This window comes from Caballeronia sp. BCC1704 (assembly GCF_902833455.1).
Classification (GTDB): Bacteria; Pseudomonadota; Gammaproteobacteria; order Burkholderiales; family Burkholderiaceae; genus Caballeronia.
This window is the reverse complement of the sequence record NZ_CADFFT010000002.1, coordinates 358,311-374,905: the sequence shown is the minus strand read 5'-3', so window position 1 is coordinate 374,905 and position 16,595 is coordinate 358,311. Positions and strand designations below refer to the sequence as shown.

The 16,595-nt window shown below is 63.9% G+C and carries 19 protein-coding genes; 11 read left to right on the top strand and 8 right to left on the bottom strand.

The window, feature by feature from the left end; translation table 11 throughout:
• Positions 1–750, top strand: coding sequence for a TIGR00730 family Rossman fold protein (locus tag HWX53_RS11450; protein ID WP_175940962.1), 750 nt, complete (start codon positions 1–3; stop codon positions 748–750).
• A 155-nt stretch (positions 751–905) separates the two neighbouring features.
• Positions 906–1,973, top strand: a complete 1,068-nt coding sequence (locus HWX53_RS11445) for a hypothetical protein (protein ID WP_175940961.1) — start codon at positions 906–908, stop codon at positions 1,971–1,973.
• A gap of 22 nt (positions 1,974–1,995) precedes the next feature.
• Here the strand turns inward: HWX53_RS11445 and HWX53_RS11440 are convergent, their stop codons facing one another.
• A complete protein-coding gene (locus HWX53_RS11440) occupies positions 1,996–3,522 on the bottom strand; it encodes an AMP nucleosidase (RefSeq protein WP_175940960.1) in 1,527 nt (508 codons plus the stop codon).
• Positions 3,523–3,699: 177 nt separating this feature from the next.
• Between HWX53_RS11440 and HWX53_RS11435 the strand changes: the two genes are divergently transcribed.
• The 3 genes from HWX53_RS11435 (at position 3,700) to HWX53_RS11425 (ending at position 6,009) form a co-directional block, all read left to right on the top strand.
• Positions 3,700–4,110, top strand: a complete 411-nt coding sequence (locus HWX53_RS11435) for a hypothetical protein (protein ID WP_175940959.1) — start codon at positions 3,700–3,702, stop codon at positions 4,108–4,110.
• A gap of 91 nt (positions 4,111–4,201) precedes the next feature.
• Positions 4,202–5,173 carry a homoserine kinase gene (locus tag HWX53_RS11430; RefSeq protein ID WP_175940958.1) on the top strand — a complete coding sequence of 324 codons (972 nt, stop codon included), beginning with the start codon at positions 4,202–4,204 and terminating at the stop codon, positions 5,171–5,173.
• A gap of 14 nt (positions 5,174–5,187) precedes the next feature.
• Complete coding sequence (locus tag HWX53_RS11425; RefSeq protein WP_175940957.1) at positions 5,188–6,009, top strand: BPSS1780 family membrane protein; 822 nt, start codon at positions 5,188–5,190, stop codon at positions 6,007–6,009.
• Between the two features lie 91 nt (positions 6,010–6,100).
• Here HWX53_RS11425 and HWX53_RS11420 read toward each other — a convergent pair whose 3' ends face one another.
• The gene (locus HWX53_RS11420) at positions 6,101–6,274 is read right to left on the bottom strand and encodes a DUF3563 family protein (protein ID WP_175940956.1); all 174 of its coding nucleotides are present in this window, start codon (positions 6,272–6,274) and stop codon (positions 6,101–6,103) included.
• Between the two features lie 136 nt (positions 6,275–6,410).
• A complete protein-coding gene (locus tag HWX53_RS11415) occupies positions 6,411–7,571 on the bottom strand; it encodes a PHB depolymerase family esterase (protein WP_175940955.1) in 1,161 nt (386 codons plus the stop codon).
• 286 nt (positions 7,572–7,857) lie between these two features.
• On the opposite strand from HWX53_RS11415, the gene HWX53_RS11410 reads away from it, so the two are divergent.
• The gene (locus HWX53_RS11410; RefSeq protein WP_175940954.1) at positions 7,858–8,547 is read left to right on the top strand and encodes a phosphatase PAP2 family protein; all 690 of its coding nucleotides are present in this window, start codon (positions 7,858–7,860) and stop codon (positions 8,545–8,547) included.
• Between the two features lie 16 nt (positions 8,548–8,563).
• Here HWX53_RS11410 and HWX53_RS11405 read toward each other — a convergent pair whose 3' ends face one another.
• On the bottom strand, positions 8,564–9,388 hold the full coding sequence (locus HWX53_RS11405; protein WP_175940953.1) for a TOBE domain-containing protein: 825 nt from the start codon (positions 9,386–9,388) through the stop codon (positions 8,564–8,566).
• Between the two features lie 226 nt (positions 9,389–9,614).
• Between HWX53_RS11405 and HWX53_RS11400 the strand changes: the two genes are divergently transcribed.
• Entirely contained in the window at positions 9,615–11,198 is a 1,584-nt protein-coding gene (locus HWX53_RS11400) for an inorganic phosphate transporter (RefSeq protein ID WP_175940952.1), read from the top strand.
• Positions 11,199–11,479: 281 nt separating this feature from the next.
• Complete coding sequence (locus HWX53_RS11395) at positions 11,480–11,638, top strand: DUF3309 family protein (RefSeq protein ID WP_040050372.1); 159 nt, start codon at positions 11,480–11,482, stop codon at positions 11,636–11,638.
• Positions 11,639–11,728: 90 nt separating this feature from the next.
• Here HWX53_RS11395 and HWX53_RS11390 read toward each other — a convergent pair whose 3' ends face one another.
• Both HWX53_RS11390 and HWX53_RS11385 read right to left on the bottom strand, forming a co-directional pair.
• Positions 11,729–12,043, bottom strand: coding sequence for a hypothetical protein (locus HWX53_RS11390; protein WP_244140078.1), 315 nt, complete (start codon positions 12,041–12,043; stop codon positions 11,729–11,731).
• 36 nt (positions 12,044–12,079) lie between these two features.
• The gene (locus tag HWX53_RS11385; RefSeq protein ID WP_175940950.1) at positions 12,080–12,310 is read right to left on the bottom strand and encodes a hypothetical protein; all 231 of its coding nucleotides are present in this window, start codon (positions 12,308–12,310) and stop codon (positions 12,080–12,082) included.
• A 264-nt stretch (positions 12,311–12,574) separates the two neighbouring features.
• Between HWX53_RS11385 and HWX53_RS11380 the strand changes: the two genes are divergently transcribed.
• The 3 genes from HWX53_RS11380 (at position 12,575) to HWX53_RS11370 (ending at position 14,096) form a co-directional block, all read left to right on the top strand.
• Positions 12,575–12,844 (top strand): DUF2866 domain-containing protein, encoded by a 270-nt coding sequence (locus tag HWX53_RS11380; protein ID WP_175940949.1) that lies wholly within the window; start codon positions 12,575–12,577, stop codon positions 12,842–12,844.
• A 92-nt stretch (positions 12,845–12,936) separates the two neighbouring features.
• A complete protein-coding gene (locus tag HWX53_RS11375; protein WP_175940948.1) occupies positions 12,937–13,374 on the top strand; it encodes an MbcA/ParS/Xre antitoxin family protein in 438 nt (145 codons plus the stop codon).
• Positions 13,371–14,096 carry an RES family NAD+ phosphorylase gene (locus HWX53_RS11370; RefSeq protein ID WP_175940947.1) on the top strand — a complete coding sequence of 242 codons (726 nt, stop codon included), beginning with the start codon at positions 13,371–13,373 and terminating at the stop codon, positions 14,094–14,096. Before HWX53_RS11375 ends, HWX53_RS11370 begins: the two co-directional genes overlap by 4 nt.
• Before the next feature lie 7 nt (positions 14,097–14,103).
• On the opposite strand, the gene HWX53_RS11365 is transcribed toward HWX53_RS11370, so the two are convergent.
• The gene (locus HWX53_RS11365) at positions 14,104–15,453 is read right to left on the bottom strand and encodes a DNA topoisomerase IB (protein ID WP_244140077.1); all 1,350 of its coding nucleotides are present in this window, start codon (positions 15,451–15,453) and stop codon (positions 14,104–14,106) included.
• Positions 15,454–15,855: 402 nt separating this feature from the next.
• Complete coding sequence (locus HWX53_RS11360) at positions 15,856–16,593, bottom strand: metallophosphoesterase (RefSeq protein WP_175940946.1); 738 nt, start codon at positions 16,591–16,593, stop codon at positions 15,856–15,858.
• Between the last annotated feature and the right edge of the window lie 2 nt (positions 16,594–16,595).

Here is a 16,595-nt window from a genome sequence, read left to right as displayed (position 1 = left end):
ATGAACAAGAGAAAAGTGATTCCGAGTCTGCGATCACTCGCAGATCAAGAGCGCGCGACAGCCAAGAAGGCCCGCGCGTCGTGGCAGATGTTCACGATTATGGCAGAGTTTATCGAGGCGACCGAGTACCTCTCGGAGATCCGCCCTGCCATCAGCATCTATGGTTCGGCCCGTCTGAAACCGGAGTCGCCGTACTATCAGCGCACCATCGAAATCGCGCAAAAGTTCTCGGATGCAGGCTTCGCCGTCATTTCGGGCGGCGGTCCGGGCATCATGGAAGCGGCCAACAAGGGCGCGCACGCGGGCAAGTCGCCGTCGGTGGGGTTGAACATCGAATTGCCGCATGAACAGTCGGGCAATCAGTGGCAGGACATCTCGCTGCGCTTCCGTCACTTCTTCACGCGCAAGGTAACGTTCGTGAAGAATTCGGATGCGGTCGTGGTGATGCCGGGCGGCTTCGGCACGCTCGACGAACTTGCCGAAGTGCTCACGCTCATCCAGACGAAGAAGTCGCGTCATGTGCCTATCGTGCTGGTCGGCGCGGAGTTCTGGGCGGGGCTGCTCGACTGGTTCAAGAAAACGCTGTTGACCAATGGCGTGATTAGCGAGAAGGACCTCGATCTGATGCAAGTCATCGACGAGCCGGATCAGGTGCTCGATGCCGTGCTGCGGTTCTATGAAGACCGCGAAGAGAAGGTGGAAGAACCGGCTGAGGGTAAGTCGGACGAGGATCGGATGTTTTATTTGTAAGGCTGAAGGTTGGGCGCGGAGGCTTTGAATCAGTGTCTCCGCGCGCTTCAGTCCGCCTCTCCGGCTTGTCGAGGCTCAGGCCCTTGACCAATTTTCACGATTATTAGTTCTGCAGAATGTAAGCTTTGCCCCGGCACTTGTAGTCGGAGCGAAGCATGGCAAGTATCAAACACAGCAAGCTTTTCAACGCCGCCCTATGGATTTGCGCATTCGTGGGAGCCGGAGTTTGGGCTTTTGCGTGGGAAGCAATCGCGCATCACCTAAACTCTCGCCTCGTCGCCTCGGTCTTAGCTGGCGATGTAGGAGAGCCGACGGCAGTAGCGGTCGGAGCGGCGACAGGGATTATCAGGTTCTCTCCCATCGTGTGCACAGTCTGGGCCTTCTCAACACGTAGAAAAGCAGACCGATTCTCTCTGTGGCGCATGACCGTGCTGTGGGCAAGCGCAGGGCTCGGCGCGGTCGCTCTCGCCGTCGTAGCCGTGGTTCAATTGAGCAGCGCATTTCCCGGCACGCCGCAACAAATATCGCCGATTGCCAGCCCCGCGCAGTCATCCGTCCCGAGAACCGACTCGCCACCAAGTCGTACGGACGAGACGGCAACGGAAGGTCCAGGAAAGTCGCAGGACGACACCTCCCCTGTCAAGGCCATGCCTGATCCTCAGCAGCAGTTCGTAGCCGATCTAACGCAACAAGAACCTGACCTTGATCAAATCGCCCATGATCCCGACTGGAAGACCTATCTGCAATGGAATGAAGGAGCGTCGACGATCGCTGACGTTCTAGCCGATGCAAATCGCAAGCGCGACGTGCAAACAGTCGTAAACGTCATTGAATCGTTCAAGCTTTCAAAGAATGCGGCGGCAGCACGCGGAGTTCCGTTCCTCGAAGAAAAGCGCTACGAGGAGGAATTAATGCGTCAAGCTCCGTTTCTTGATACACGCACCTATCAAACGAGCTTCGACTGCAAGAAAGCTCTTTCGACGCCGGAGTATTTGGTCTGCCACGACGCGGAGTTAGCTAGCGCTGACTTACTTCTTGCACAGTTGGTCCAGCAGGTCCGAAGCATTGTCACCGATCAGGCTGCGCTTACCGAACGACTTCGAAAGCAGTGGAACTACCGGCAGCAACGATGCTTGGACAAGCCATGCCTCGCCGCGTGGTACGCCTACGAGCGAGACATCCTCATCAAAGTGGCGGAAACGGGGAACGTCAACGCTCGATAACGTCCCCGATGAGCGCCCTATATTACTGAAACGCCACCTCCGCGAAACTCCGCAACTTGCGAGAGTGCAGCCTCGACAAGCCGTTCATCCGCAACAGTTCCATCGCTTTCACGCCGATCTGCAAGTGCTGATCCACCTGCGCGCGATAGAACTGGTCCGCCATCCCCGGCAGCTTCAGTTCACCGTGCAGCGGCTTGTCCGATACACATAGCAACGTCCCGTACGGCACGCGAAAGCGGAATCCGTTCGCGGCGATGGTCGCGCTTTCCATATCGAGCGCAATCGCGCGGCTTTGCGACAAGCGCTGCACCGGCTCGCGATGATCGCGCAGCTCCCAATTGCGGTTATCGACACTCGCGACCGTCCCCGTTCGCATGACGCGCTTGAGCTCGACACCTTCCAGTTGCGTCACCTGCGCCACCGCTTTTTCGAGCGCGACCTGCACTTCCGCGAGCGCCGGCACGGGCACCCAGAGCGGCAGATCGGCATCGAGCACGTGATCTTCGCGCACATAGCCATGCGCGAGCACATAGTCGCCGAGACGCTGCGTGTTGCGCAGGCCCGCGCAATGGCCGAGCATGACCCACGCATGCGGACGCAGCACCGCGATGTGATCCGTAATCGTCTTGGCGTTCGACGGCCCCACGCCGATATTGACCATCGTGATGCCGCTGCCGGCCGCGCGCTTCAGGTGATAGGCGGGCATCTGCGGCAAACGCGCCAGCGCGGTGCCTTCGTCGGGCTGCTCGCCGAGATTCGCGTTGTACGTGATGACATCGCCCGGCTCGACGAACGACGAATATTCGCTGCGATACGCGCGCGTCTCTTCGTCGTCGGCGCGCGACATCAGCGTGCGGCCGAGCTTCACGAACTCGTCGATGTAAAACTGATAGTTCGTGTAGAGCACGTAGTTCTGAAAATGCGTCGGCGACGTCGCCGTGTAATGGCGCAGCCGATGCAGCGAAAAATCCACGCGCGCCGCCGTGAACAGCGCAAGCGGATGCGGCTCGCCCGGTCCCGGCTCGTACGTGCCGTTGACGATGCGGTCGTCGAGCAACGCGAGATCCGGCGTATCGAACGCGTTGCGCATCGCGAGCAGGCGGTCGCGGTCGAGATCGCCTTCGAGGTGAATGCCTTCCGCAAACGCGAAGTGAATCGGAATGGGCTGCGCCGACACGCCCACTTCGATGCCCACGTGATGATTCTTCGTGAGCAGGCGCAACTGCTCGCGGTAGTAGTCGCCGAAGAGATCGGGCCGCGTGAGCGTCGTCTCGAAGATGCCCGGCCCCGCGACGAAGCCGTACGAGCGGCGCGAGTCGATGTGCGTGTTCAGCTCCGTTCGCACTCGCACGAACGGATAGCACGCGCGCACCCGATGCGTGAATTGCTCGTTGCGCCGGTATCGCGCGAAGGCGTCGCGCAGAAATGCGGTGTTCGCTTCGTAAATGGCGGAAAGGCGCGTGACGGCGGCGACCGGGTCATCGAAGGATTCGGTCGGGAAATCGTTGGCCGGCGTGCCTTGCGTGGTTTGAGTGCGGTCGTTTGTCATGATTTTGTGTGCGTGTGCTTCAATGCCCTGTCGATGAATCGACATTAACACGGAAGAAAGCGCGGACCATGAAGCCCCTACCGCGCGCCTTCCGATAAGCCGGACACGCGCGAAGCAACGCGGGCCGTTACGCTTCGATAGGGTTTGTTAGAATCCGGCCATCCCTGGAGAATTATCATGAAGCCGCTTCTTTCTGTCTCGACGGCGGCAGTCCTCGCCGCCGCAAGCGTTGGCGCCTTCGCGCAGCCGATATCCGACGCGAACCCGCCGGCGGCGCAACCGGCTCAGCACACCATGTCGGCGGAAGAAGCCGCGGGCCTTCCGGATCTGAAGGCCATCAACCGGCCGCCCGCCAATGTCAGCTCCAAGGTCGAGATTTCGCCGCCGCGCACGCCAAGCTTTCACGAACTGAGCCCGAACGGAACCGAGATCACCGAGTACCGCGACAAGGGCAAGCCTGTCGAGATCAACGTCCACTCGAATTTCGGCACGCATTATCAGATGAGCGCGCCTGCGGATACGTCGCCGCAAGTGCGCGACAACGGCCGCGCGAGCACGCGCCTGCCGTCCGTGAATCTGCGTTATTGAGTCAAGTAAGATAGCTTCGAGCCCGCTCTCCGTGAGCGGGCTTCGTCATTCGGCCCCGCGCGGGCCAATCAACCAGACCGACGTTTCCTGCATGGCCGTATTCACTCCCGTCACTGACGCCGAGCTCGGCGACTGGCTGCAACATTACGATCTCGGCGATGTCGTCGAATTTCGCGGCATCCAATCGGGCATCGAAAACAGCAACTTCTTCCTCACGACCACGCACGGCGAATACGTGCTGACGATCTTCGAGAATCTGACGGCCACGCAGCTTCCGTTCTATCTGGATCTGATGCGCCATCTCGCCTCGCATCGCGTGCCGGTTCCCGATCCGATGCCGCGCTCCGACGGCTCGCTCTTCGGCATGCTGCGCGGCAAGCCGGCCGCCATCGTCACCAAGCTCGAAGGCGCGCCCGAACTGGCGCCGACGCCCGCGCATTGCATCGAGGTCGGCAACATGCTCGCGCGCATGCATCTCGCGGGACGCGACTTCCCGCGGCATCAGCCGAATCTGCGCAGCCTGCCGTGGTGGCAGGAGAATGTGCCGGCCATCATCGATTTCCTGAGCGACAGCCAGCGCGAACTGATCGAATCCGAACTCGCGCATCAGACCGCCTTTTTCGCCTCGGCCGATTACGCGGCGCTGCCCGCCGGCCCGTGCCATTGCGACCTCTTTCGCGACAACGTGCTGTTCGCGCATGGCCGCGAGCACGCGCGGCTCGGCGGCTTCTTCGATTTCTATTTCGCGGGCGTCGACAAGTGGCTGTTCGACGTGGCCGTGACCGTGAACGACTGGTGCGTCGACCTGACGACCGGCGCGCTCGATGCGGCCCGCGTCGATGCGCTTTTGCGCGCCTATCAAACCGTGCGCCCTTTCACGCCGGCCGAGGAACGCCACTGGAACGACATGCTCCGCGCGGGCGCCATGCGTTTCTGGGTGTCGCGGCTCTATGACTTTCATCGTCCGCGCGAAGCGCAGATGCTGAAGGCGCACGATCCCGGCCATTTCGAGCGCATTCTGCGCGAGCGCGTCCAAGCCGCGTCCTCTTCCGCCCAACGGTAATTCAGCGACTCCTCATGCGACTCATCGAAGTTCCCGCCAAAACCGGCTACGTGTGGTTTCGCCAGGGCATCTGGCTCTTCCGCCGCAACCCGTTTGCGTTCCTCACGGTGTTCTTCGCCTATTTGTTCGTGATGACGCTGATTTCGCGCGTGCCGCTCGTCGGTCCGTTGCTGCCGCTCTTGTTCATTCCTGGCGTCGCCGTGGGTTTCATGGCCGCGTGCCGGAACACCATCGCGGGCAAGCCCGTCTGGCCGACCATCCTCGTCGACGGATTTCGCTCGTACGGAGGCGTGGTCGCGCGCCGCTTGCTGGTGCTGGGCGCGTTGTATGTCGTCGCGATGGCGGGCATTTTCGGCATCTCCGCCCTGGTGGATGGCGGCGCGCTCCTCAATCTGATGATGGGCAACGCGCCGTCTGGCGACCCGGAGACCGTCGCGGCCGGCTTCAGTCCGCTGGCCGTGCTGGTGGCCATGGCGTGTTATCTGCCGGTCGCCATGCTTTTCTGGTTCTCGCCGATTCTGATTGCATGGCACGAGGTTCCGACCGCGAAGGCGCTCTTCTTCAGCCTCGTTTCCTGCTGGCGCAATCGCGGCGCGTTCATCCTGTACGGCGTCCTATGGATCGCGGTGGCGCTCGCTATTTCCTTCGGCCTGACCGCGCTGATGCAGGCGCTGGGCGTCGGACAGGAGATGGCGTTCGCGGTGCTGATGCCGGCGTCGATTCTCGTGACCACCGCGCTGTACTGCTCGTTCTACGCGACGTATCGCGGCTGCTTCGGCGTGCAGACGCCTGACGCGCCCGACCTGCCGAACACGTCCGGCGCCTCGGGACGCTGAAGGCGGCGCGCGAATGCGGCGAAAAGGCAACAAAAAAGCCGGCTGAATGCCGGCTTTTTCACATCGACTCAAGCTCGCGCCGAGGGACGACTCAGTTCGCCATCCACGACGGATGACGTGCTGCGGCACGCTGGTCCAACTTCTTCATGCGATATTCGAGATCGTAGATGTCGGTGGCTTCAGCGAGGTACGCGTCATCACGCTCGCGGTCACGCTCTTCAGCGGTCTTGGTCAGGAACAGGAAAATACGGGAAAGCAGGAACATGATTGGCCTCGCTGGATACTGGGGTAACTACCTATAAGCGTGATTATAGGGTAATCCCTGAGCCAGCGCCAGCATTTACCGCTAGAACGCTGATACTAAAGACGAAATTGCAACACCTGAAACGAAGCCGCCGCGTTCAGGCGACGAACGCCGCCCGCGCGGCCTCGCTGGAACGGCGCTGATGCTTGAAGAACTCCCACAACACAGCGGATGAATCCGGCCCCTTGGACGAATGGAAGGCCACGGTGTCGTCGCCGCCCGCCCACGCATGGCCGAGCCCGCGCACGATCGACGTCTTCACGACGCGCCGCCCGTTCTTGAAAAAGTCGCGCACGACGCCGTCGGCATGCGTTTCCTCCCGCACTTCGCCGGCGCGCGGCTTGCCCGCTGCGTCGATGAAGCCGTTCAGCCGAAGGAACTGCTGCGTCAGTTGCTCGGCGTTCTCGGCAGACACCACCGAATCCAGTTCGCCGTGGATGATGACTGCCGGCATGCCCGGATAGTCGCGCACGTCGAGCGCCGCGTCGATCACCGTCACCGGGTCGGTGCGGCTTGCGCGACGCATGACGTCCATCGCGCCGATCGCCGAGTTCGCCTCGCCGAAAACGACGCCCGAATGCAGCCCGACCGCCGCGAACAAATCCGGATAGCGGACTGCGAGCAGCGCCGCGAGTCCCGCGCCCGCCGACATGCCCGCGAGGTAGACGCGTTCGGGATCGAAATCGTGCTCGGCGACCGTCGCGCGAATGAGCGATACGATCGACGCTGCCTCACCGCCGCCGCCGCTGTCGGAATCGTCGTACCAGCGCCAGCAGCGATGCGGATGGTCATGCTTCGACTGCTCCGGGTACAGCACCGCGAAGCCGTATTTGTCCGCGAGGAGATTCATGCGCGTGCCTTGCGCGAAGTCGTCGGCGCTTTGCTTGCAGCCGTGGAGCATCACCACGACGGGCATGCGGCCGAGGCCGGTTCTCGGCGGCACGTACAACGCGTAGGAAAGGTGGTTGACGAACCGGCCGGCGGTCGGCGGGGCGGAATGATACGAGCGATCCCACTTGCCGCGCGCCCATGCGGACGCACGCGGCCGCACGCGGGATTCGCGCGTTTCGGGGCGACGGGCAGCGGGCGCGAAAGCCGCGGCCTTCGCGGCGGCACCCGACTTGAGCTTCGATCGTACGGTTTTCGAACGCGCGGGCTTCGCTGCGGGGCGCGACTTGGGCGGGCGGATGCCTTCGACTTGAACCGCGACCAGGCGTCTCAAGCCACGCAACCATAGTTTGGTAAGGCTCTTCGACATTCGGCTGGTTCTCCTAAAGCGTGTTTCAAATACGCGCGCTTGACGCGTCGTGTTGCAGTGCACAATACCACTAATCAGGATGATGCGCTCATTCGCACGCCTCGGTGCATCGTCGTAATGTGCGGCCTTGACGGCAGAAGAAAGAAGTTGAAGAGAATTGGGCGAATTTGTTGGCTAAGTGACGGCCAAAATTTCGTCTTCCTCCCAACCGGTATACTGCTGCTCCAACCCGCTTACCGGCGTAACCGCTGCCGCAACGCAGCAACTGCTATTCCTATTGCTCCTGATGAACGTCGAAATTCCCGTTTCGCTCTGGTTGAGCATCACCGCCCTCGGCAGCGTCGGCGTCATGCTGCCGGTCGGGCTCGCCGCTGCCGCGTGGCTCGCGCTGGGTTATCGCTGGAAGTACACGCTGGAATGGCTCGCGCTGCTCGGCGCGGGCAGCGCATGCGTCGCGCTGAGCAAGATCGCGTTCATCGGCTGGGGAATCGGCGTGCGCAATATCGACTTCACGGGCATTAGCGGCCACGCTTACATGGCAACCGCGGTGCTCCCCGTGGCGCTCTTCGTCGCGCTGCTGCCGGCGCGCGGCCCGTTGCGCGCGGGCGGCGTTGGCGTCGGTCTGCTGCTGGGCGCGCTTATCGGCGGGTCGCGCGTGGTGGTCAACGCGCATTCGGTATCGGAAGTCGTCGCGGGCTGCGCGCTCGGCGCCGCGGTGGCAATCGCTTTCGTGAGCATCGCGTGGAAAGCGGAAGCCGGGAAGCTCTCGCCCACGCCCGTCGTGGCAAGCCTCGGCGCGGTCGTCGTCGCGCTGCATGGCGTGCCGGTGCCGACGCAGCACTGGATCACCGAGATTGCGCTCGGATTATCGGGCCACGAGCGCCCGTACGTTCGGGCGCGCTGGAAGGCGAAGATCTATCGCGTGCCCGACCGGCGCGCCGAACTGTACGCGCCGCGCGAGCCCGTTGCCGCGTGATGCAACGGAAAACGCGTCAGTCGTTCACGCCGATGATGACGCTCGACGCCTTGACGACGGCGACAGCCTTCTGGCCCTCGGCCAGCCCAAGCGCCTCCGCGCTCTGATTCGTGATGATCGCAGTGACGGTCGTCGACTCGTCGAGCGCGAGCGTCACTTCGGCGTTGACCGCGCCGCGCGTCACGCTGGCAATGGTCCCACGCAGCTGGTTGCGCGCCGACAGCTTCGCGGGCGCGTCTACCATCAGCATCACCCACGACGCCTTGATGAGCGCGAACGCGTCGCTGCCTTGCTGAAGGCCGAGCGCCTCCGTGCTCTCATGCGTGACGACCGCGACGATGGTCTGACCGCCCGGTAAGCCGAGTTCCACTTCGTCATTCACCGCGCCGCGCGTGATTTTCGTGATCTTGCCGGCCAGCTGGTTCCGCGCACTCGTTCTCATCCCCAATCTCCCGATAAGCCGCCAATCGCGGTCGAAGCCTTCGATGGCCTCGCCCACGTGTTCAAGAAACTTGCGATGCTCGCGCTCGACCGCGTGATAGGTGTCGATGAGCCGCAGCGCCGACGCAGTCAGCCTCGTTCCGCCGCCGCCCCGGCCGCCGGTCGCGCTGGCCACGAGCGGCTCGCCCGCGAGGTTGTTCATCGTATCCACGGCGTCCCACGCCGCCTTGTAGCTCATGCCGACGCGTTTCGCGGCCGACGTGATCGATCCGGTATCGCGAATCGCGGCCAGCAGCGCGATGCGCGCCGCGCCGCCGAGCGTTTCGCCACCGCTTTTCACCCAGACCGAGCCGCCGAACTCGAGCGGTTCGGGGACGGCGGGCGGTGTTTCCTCGGTCATCGGTCGCCTCTCGAGTGACGGAATGCGCGAAACGTGCCGCCGAATTATATCGACGCCCTTGGCGCGCGAGCGGGTGCCCATAGACGTTCCCGAAGCGACACGTCAGAGGAAATAGGAATTGTTCCGAGAGTCATGAAAACGACACACGCGCCATGAAACATGACCTTTTCCCCTCGCCGGCCTATTGCTTCGACATTGCCGGAGTTCCTCGCCTCAAGGACGCGCCATGAACCAGGTTGTCTTTCCGCAAACGCAAGGCCGCACGCCAGGGCAACGCTTCGCGTTTCTGTTGTTCTTGCTCGCCATCGGAGCGGGCGTCGTGTATTGCATCCTGCACCTGTTCGAGGATCTCGCGCCGGTGCGCGAATCGTCGGTGTTTCCCTACCTTCTGCTCGGCATCGCGCTCGTCATCGCGCTCGGCTTCGAGTTCGTGAACGGATTCCACGATACGGCCAACGCCGTCGCGACCGTCATCTACACGCACTCGTTGACGCCGAATCTGGCCGTCGTGTGGTCCGGCGCGTGGAACTTCATCGGCGTGCTGATTTCGAGCGGCGCTGTGGCGTTCGGCATCCTTCAGTTGCTGCCGGTGGAACTGATCATCGGCGTCGGCAGTTCGCAAGGGTTTGCGATGGTCTTCGCGCTGCTGATCGCGGCGATCATCTGGAATCTCGGCACGTGGGCGCTCGGGCTGCCGTCGTCGAGTTCGCACACGCTGATCGGCTCGGTCATCGGCGTCGGCCTCATGAGTCAGATGCTGCACGGAAGCAACGGCACATCGGGCGTCGACTGGAGCCAGGCGGTGTCGGTCGGAAAGTCGCTGCTGTTCTCGCCGCTCGTCGGTTTCGTGCTCGCAGGCTTTCTGCTGTACGTGCTGAAGCTCGTCGTGCGCGTGCCGGAGCTCTATCAGGAGCCGAAGAAGAACACGCCGCCGCCGTTCTGGATTCGCTGCCTGCTGATCCTGACGTGTACCGGCGTGTCGTTCGCCCACGGCTCCAACGACGGCCAGAAAGGCATGGGCCTCATCATGCTGATCCTTATCGGCACGGTGCCCACGGCCTACGCGCTCAACAAGGCCGTCACGCCTGCCGAGACGCAGACGTTCCTCGCGGTGAGCCGCAGCGCGACCGAAACGCTCCAGCGATACAGCGGCGGCGCGTCTGCGGCGCCGGACGCGCGCGCGCAGGTCGAGAAGTTCGTGCAGACGAAGACGCTCGCGCCGGACACCATCGCCTCGTTGAAGGCACTGATCGGTTCGATCGAATCGCAGATCCGCCCCAGCGAGACGATCGCCTCCGTGCCGCAAGGCAACGTCCGCAACGTGCGAAACGAGATGTACATCGCGTCCGAAGCCCTGCGCGTGATGGAGAAGCAGAAGTCGCCCGCGTTCGCGCCTGCCGACGTCGCCGTGCTCGACAACTACAAGCATCAACTCGATCACGCGACGAAGTTCATTCCGACGTGGGTGAAAGTAGCGGTCGCCGTGGCGCTCGGGCTCGGGACGATGGTCGGCTGGAAGCGCATCGTCGTGACGGTGGGCGAACGCATCGGCAAGACGCACCTGACGTATGGGCAAGGCGCGTCGGCGGAACTCGTCGCGATGCTGACCATCGGCGCCGCCGACGTCTACGGCCTGCCCGTCAGCACGACGCATGTGCTGTCGTCCGGCGTCGCGGGCACGATGGCCGCCAACGGCTCCGGCCTGCAATGGCGAACCGTCCGCAGTTTGGCGCTCGCTTGGCTGCTCACGCTGCCCGTTTCGATCGCGCTAGCCGGCGCGCTCTTCTGGGCATTCCGCGGACTGTTCTGACGCACGGCCGGGCGCGCGCGTTTCGCTTTGAAAATTTTGCGCGCGCCGATACCCCGTCTTTCATTTTGACAATCGGCATCGTCGCACGCAGCCTTGCGTACGCGTGCGGCGCCTTGCTGCCGCGCCCGCGCCGACGTCGGCACGGGCCTTGCTTTTTGCTCCTTGTCGATCGCAACGCCGGACGGCCAGCGGCTTGGATGCCGCTGCGCTAAGACGTGTAGCGGGTTGGGAGGTGCACGTCGAGCCGGATGGTCGCGCGGTCTTTTATAAGGAGAAGTCAAATGACGATCGGAACCATCCTGCTCATCATCCTGATTCTGCTGTTGATCGGCGCCATTCCGTCCTGGCCGCACAGCCGAAGCTGGGGCTACGGACCCAGCGGAATTCTCGGCGTCGTGTTGATCGTCGTGATCGTTCTGTTGTTGATGGGCCGCATATGACATCGGGCGGGCGCCGCAAGCGTCCGCCGCCTCGCTGCAAAAAAGAAGGGCGCTCGACCGAGCGCCCTTCTTCGTTTGATGCAGTGTGGTTCAAACCTGCATGACCTGGCCGTTCGGCTCGATCTTGCGGGGAATGACAGGCTCCGTCTGTCGGGGCGACGCAGCCTTCGCGCGCGGCGCGACCGTCGGTGCCTCGATGGCAGCTTTGTCGGCGATCTGCTTGACCGCCGCCACGCTTCGGGCCTTCTTCTTCGCGACCGTCCGCGATGCGGCGTGCGTCTTCGCCTTGCTCTTAGCCGATTGCGACTTCGCTTCCGGCGGATTCCAGACTTCCGTGTACCGCTGCGCCGCCACGACCGGCGACGTTCCGAGCACGAAAGCCATCGTCAGGAATGCGAGTTTCAATTCGTTGCGCTCCATCGGTTGAGTATTAGATGCACCTCAGTGACCCCGACGCGCGCTGCGCGCCAGGATTGCGTCGAGCGTGCGTTCGGAGGTTTCCAGTTCGCGTAGCGCGGCGTCGAGGCGCGCGAGCGACCGCGCGACGGACTGCGTGCCCTCTTCAAACTGCGGCTCGCCTCGCGTGGCGTCGAAGGCGGCGTCCACGGCGCGGCTTGCGCGCATGAAGCGTTCGAGCGCGGCAGCTTCGAGCGAATCATTGCGGGAGATCATCGGCAAGCTCCTTGTTGCAGACAAGCTGTACGAATATACAGTAATGCGACGGGCCGGCAAACAGGCGATGCACCGCGTGGCGAAAATGCCGAAGGGACTATTGACCGGAGAAGCAGCGCATTGCAGAACGCGCGAGGAGCGGCGTTTTGCCGCATATCACACGCGGCGGATCCGGATTAAGCCGGGCTTAATTGTCGGCGCACACACTCGATGCGCGATCACGCCCGGCCGCCCACAGCCGGGCATCCACGTGAGGAATGTGCCATGTCCGCCAACCCCGCCGCGCGCCCTTTCGCCAACCTCGCCCGCGCCATGCGCCGCCATACGGCGCTCAAGTTGAGCCGCTGCCGCCTGTCCGCGCCCATCGAGCCGCCCTGGGGCGAGCCGTACCGCACCGTCGAATGGACGCTGAAGAGCGATCCGCGCGTGCAGCGGCGCGTGTTGCGGGCCGATTGCACGCCGTCCGATATCGCGGATGCGCTTCAATCTCACACGCCGGGCCGTTGCTACGGTCCCGCCGACGACGATGACTGACCGCACGAACGGCGCGTCGAAGCTAGATTTATCTTGTATAAATCCATAGATGGACTAACATGCGTTAAAGGTTCCTTTGGAGACTTAACGACATGCCTCATGCCGCACGCGCCGCATCGTCGGCGGCCGGCCAACCGGCGCCGCGTCCCGCGCCGGATCTCGGCGACCTGTCCGCTGCCGGCCTGCGCGCCTTTTTCAAGATCGCGGAAGCGTGGTCACTCTCAGCCGACGAACAAATCGTCCTGCTCGGCAAACCGGGGCGGTCGACCTTCTTCAAGTGGAAGAATGCGCCGCAAGCCGCGCGCGTCGGGCGCGACACGCTCGAACGCCTGTCGCTGATTCTCGGCATCTACAAGGCGCTGCAAATCCTCTTGCCCGATCCGCAGGCCGCCGACACCTGGGTCAAGCGTCCGAACACCGCGCCCTCATTCGGCGGGCGGCCGGCGCTCGAACGCATGCTCGCGGGCAATGTCAGCGATCTGGTCGCCGTCCGGCAATATCTCGACGCAATGCGAGGCGGCTGGGCGTGACGGGCACTCAGGCTGTATCGAACTGGCGGGACCGCTGGCCACACGCCGAGCTGGACTGGTCGCCGGCGTATCGCGTGATTCCGACTCGCTTTCCCGCCGTGAATCTCTTCGACCGGGTGGCATCGCCGCAAGATTTCGACGCGCTTTACGCGCTCGAAGCCATGACCAACGACCGCCTGCGCACCGAAGTCGGCGAACTGGATCTCGTGCCGCCGGAAGAACGTTGTTTCGGGCCCGGCTGCGGCCCGATCATGGCGGCCTTCACGCATCTGAACCCGAACGGCAGCCGTTTCTCGGACGGCAGCTACGGCGTGTTCTATTGCGCCCGCGACCGGCAGACCGCAATTGCGGAGACGCGCTATCACGCCGGCCTCTTTCTCGGCGCGACGAAGGAAGCGCCGCTGCGTCAGCAGATGCGGCTCTACCGCGTGACGGCGCGCGGCGAAGTCGTGGATGTGAGGGGCGATCGCATAGCGCAGGCGGGGCTGAATCCGCAGATCCTCGCGCCGGACGATTACGCGCCCGGCATGGCGCTCGGCCGGGCGGTGCGGGCAGCGGGCGCGCCGGGCATCGTCTATCCGTCAGTGCGCGATCCGCAAGGCGAATGTCTCGCCGCGCTGCGCACGACGCTCTTGCGCGACTGTCATCACGCCGCGTATCTCGAATACAACTGGAACGGTCACGCAATCGATTGCGTGTTCGAACTGAACCAGGTGGGCTAGCTTCGGGCTAGTTGATCGCGACGGCCGTCGAACTGCGCGTGCGCGACAGCTTCTTCGTCGCGGGCCGCGCGGCTTTCGGCGACGTCTTGCGCGCGACCGTCTGAAGCGCCTGCGCCGCCGCGCCCTTCGCGCTGCCCTTCAGCGCGCCTGCGCGCGCCTTCTTGCTCGACTCCGCGAGCAGCCCTGTGAGCCGCGCGTCGCTCGCTGCTGCGCCCTTGCGGTTCGCGCGGGCCGCCTCGCGGGCGCGGCGCTTCGCGTCCTTCTCCAGAAAGATGACGAGCGCGGCCTCGTCCGTCTTGAGCCCGTGCCGCCGCGACGCGGGCAGCGCCTCGGCGAGTTCGCCCGCCTCGAACGCCTCGATCACAGCCGGATGCACATAGCACTTGCGGCACACCGCCGGCGTATTGCGGAGCAGTTGCGACACTTCCTTGATCGTGCCGACCACATGCTTGCGCGCTTCCGTCACCGTCTCCCATTGCAGCTTGCGCAGCGCCGCCAGCGCGAACACGCTGCCCGCCCACGTGCGGTAATCCTTCGCGGTGAAATCGGCGCCGGTGATCTCGCGCAGATAATCGTTGATGTCGGACGAACTGACCGAGTGCCGCTCGCCATCGGCATCGAGATACTGGAAGAGGTCTTGCCCCGGCAAATCCATGCAGCGCTTGACGATGCGGGCAACGCGCGCATCGCTCACGGCAACGTCGTGCTCGATGCCGCTCTTGCCGCGAAACTTGAAGCGCAGCGTGCCCGACGACACCTTCAGATGGCGCTTTCTCAGCGTCGTCAGTCCGTAAGAGCGGTTTTCGCGCGCATATTCCTCGCTGCCGATGCGAATGAGCGTCGTATCGAGCAAGCGGACGACCGTGGCGAGCACCTTGTCGCGGGGCATGCCGTCGAGTGCGAGATCGCGCGACACGCGGGCGCGCAGCTTCGGCAGCACCGCGCCGAACGCGAGCATGCGTTCGTACTTGTTGGCGTCGCGCGTTTCGCGCCATTGCGGGTGATAGCGATACTGCTTGCGGCCGCGCGCATCGCGGCCTGTCGCCTGCAAATGGCCGCGCGAGTCCGGGCAGATCCAGACATCGACGTAAGCGGGTGGAATGGCGAGCGCGTTGATGCGCCGGATTTCGGCTTCATCCTCGATGCGCTTGCCTTGCGTGTTGAAGTAGACGAACGCGCCGTCGATCCATTCGCGCGTGTAGCCGCGCCGGGAATCGTCCACGTAACGCAGGCCGGGCGGAAGCTCTTCCGCGAGCGACTGCGCAAGAACGTTCTGCGCGCTGCGCGGTTCGTCCGCGGCCCCGTTGCCGCCGCTGCGTGCGGCGTTTTGTCCAGCGTTGCGTCCGATCCTCGCCACTGCGTGCCTCGACTCGTTGCTTTTGGTTCGTGGCGAGATTCCGAGCAACGCTCGTGCCGCGCTATCTTCCGAGCGCGACGCTCAAGGCAACGCGAGTTCACGCGCCCCTTCGGACGCCGCCCAGCGCTCCTTGATCGACCAGATGTCGACGCTGCCGACTTCCACGATCGTCAGCCGTCCTTGCGCCGCGAACGCGCCGGTGTCGAAACGGCCGTGCCGCGCGCTATTCTCGGAGTGCGACGCTCAAGGCAACGCGAGTTCGCGCGCGCATTCGGACGCCGCCCAGCGTTACTTGACCGACCAGATCTAGTCGCCGCCGACCTCACTATGGTCAGCCGTCCTTGCGCCGCGAACGCGCCGGTATCGAAATGCTCGTGCCGCGCTATCTTCCGAGCGCGACGCTCAAGGCAACGCGAGTTCACGCGCCCCTTCCGACGCCGCCCAGCGTTCCTTCACCGACCAGATTTCGTCGCTGCCCACTTCCACTATGGTCAGTCGTCCTTCGGCGGCGAACGCGCCGGTATCGACATAGATCTGCGAGCCGATTTGCCGCACCGCGCGCATCGGCGTGTGGCCGCAGTACGTCGGCGAAAGCCCGCGCTGGCGCGACGGGTCCGCGTTGCCGAGCGCGAGGCTGCGACCCCACAGCATCTGGCTGCGCGTGTCTTCCGAGAATACGCCCACGTCTAGATCGGCGTCGCTGCCGAAGAATTCCGCGTGCAGCACGTTGAAGCGCCGCGCGCCCTCGCCCACGACACGCACGAGCGGCAGCGTCGAGAGCCGAGTGGCGAGCGCGGCGAGTTGCACGTCGGGAAGCGTCTCGGCCCACGCGCCGCCGATGGCGTACCACGACTGACGACGCATCTGGCCCGCCGCCACCGCGATCAGCGAATCCTCGTGATTGCCGAGCACCGGATAGAACCACGGCTTGTCGATCAGCTCGACGGCCGCGAGCGAATCCGTGCCGCGGTCGACCAGATCGCCGACCGAAAAGAGGCGGTCCCGCGAGCCGTCGAAGCCGATCTCGCTCAGAAGATAGCGCAGCGCATCGACGCAGCCATGCAGATCGCCGACGACGAAGTCGCGGCCGATATCGTTGGCGGGATGCCTGCAGACGGCGGAATAGGTCGGATCATTCATGC

Coding starts and splice junctions, on each gene's coding strand:
- HWX53_RS11450 (WP_175940962.1), top strand. CDS start 1: ATGAACAAGAGAAAAGTGATTCCGAGTCTGCGATCACTCGCAGATCAA.
- HWX53_RS11445 (WP_175940961.1), top strand. CDS start 906: ATGGCAAGTATCAAACACAGCAAGCTTTTCAACGCCGCCCTATGGATT.
- HWX53_RS11440 (WP_175940960.1), bottom strand. CDS start 3,522: ATGACAAACGACCGCACTCAAACCACGCAAGGCACGCCGGCCAACGAT.
- HWX53_RS11435 (WP_175940959.1), top strand. CDS start 3,700: ATGAAGCCGCTTCTTTCTGTCTCGACGGCGGCAGTCCTCGCCGCCGCA.
- HWX53_RS11430 (WP_175940958.1), top strand. CDS start 4,202: ATGGCCGTATTCACTCCCGTCACTGACGCCGAGCTCGGCGACTGGCTG.
- HWX53_RS11425 (WP_175940957.1), top strand. CDS start 5,188: ATGCGACTCATCGAAGTTCCCGCCAAAACCGGCTACGTGTGGTTTCGC.
- HWX53_RS11420 (WP_175940956.1), bottom strand. CDS start 6,274: ATGTTCCTGCTTTCCCGTATTTTCCTGTTCCTGACCAAGACCGCTGAA.
- HWX53_RS11415 (WP_175940955.1), bottom strand. CDS start 7,571: ATGTCGAAGAGCCTTACCAAACTATGGTTGCGTGGCTTGAGACGCCTG.
- HWX53_RS11410 (WP_175940954.1), top strand. CDS start 7,858: ATGAACGTCGAAATTCCCGTTTCGCTCTGGTTGAGCATCACCGCCCTC.
- HWX53_RS11405 (WP_175940953.1), bottom strand. CDS start 9,388: ATGACCGAGGAAACACCGCCCGCCGTCCCCGAACCGCTCGAGTTCGGC.
- HWX53_RS11400 (WP_175940952.1), top strand. CDS start 9,615: ATGAACCAGGTTGTCTTTCCGCAAACGCAAGGCCGCACGCCAGGGCAA.
- HWX53_RS11395 (WP_040050372.1), top strand. CDS start 11,480: ATGACGATCGGAACCATCCTGCTCATCATCCTGATTCTGCTGTTGATC.
- HWX53_RS11385 (WP_175940950.1), bottom strand. CDS start 12,310: ATGATCTCCCGCAATGATTCGCTCGAAGCTGCCGCGCTCGAACGCTTC.
- HWX53_RS11380 (WP_175940949.1), top strand. CDS start 12,575: ATGTCCGCCAACCCCGCCGCGCGCCCTTTCGCCAACCTCGCCCGCGCC.
- HWX53_RS11375 (WP_175940948.1), top strand. CDS start 12,937: ATGCCTCATGCCGCACGCGCCGCATCGTCGGCGGCCGGCCAACCGGCG.
- HWX53_RS11360 (WP_175940946.1), bottom strand. CDS start 16,593: ATGAATGATCCGACCTATTCCGCCGTCTGCAGGCATCCCGCCAACGAT.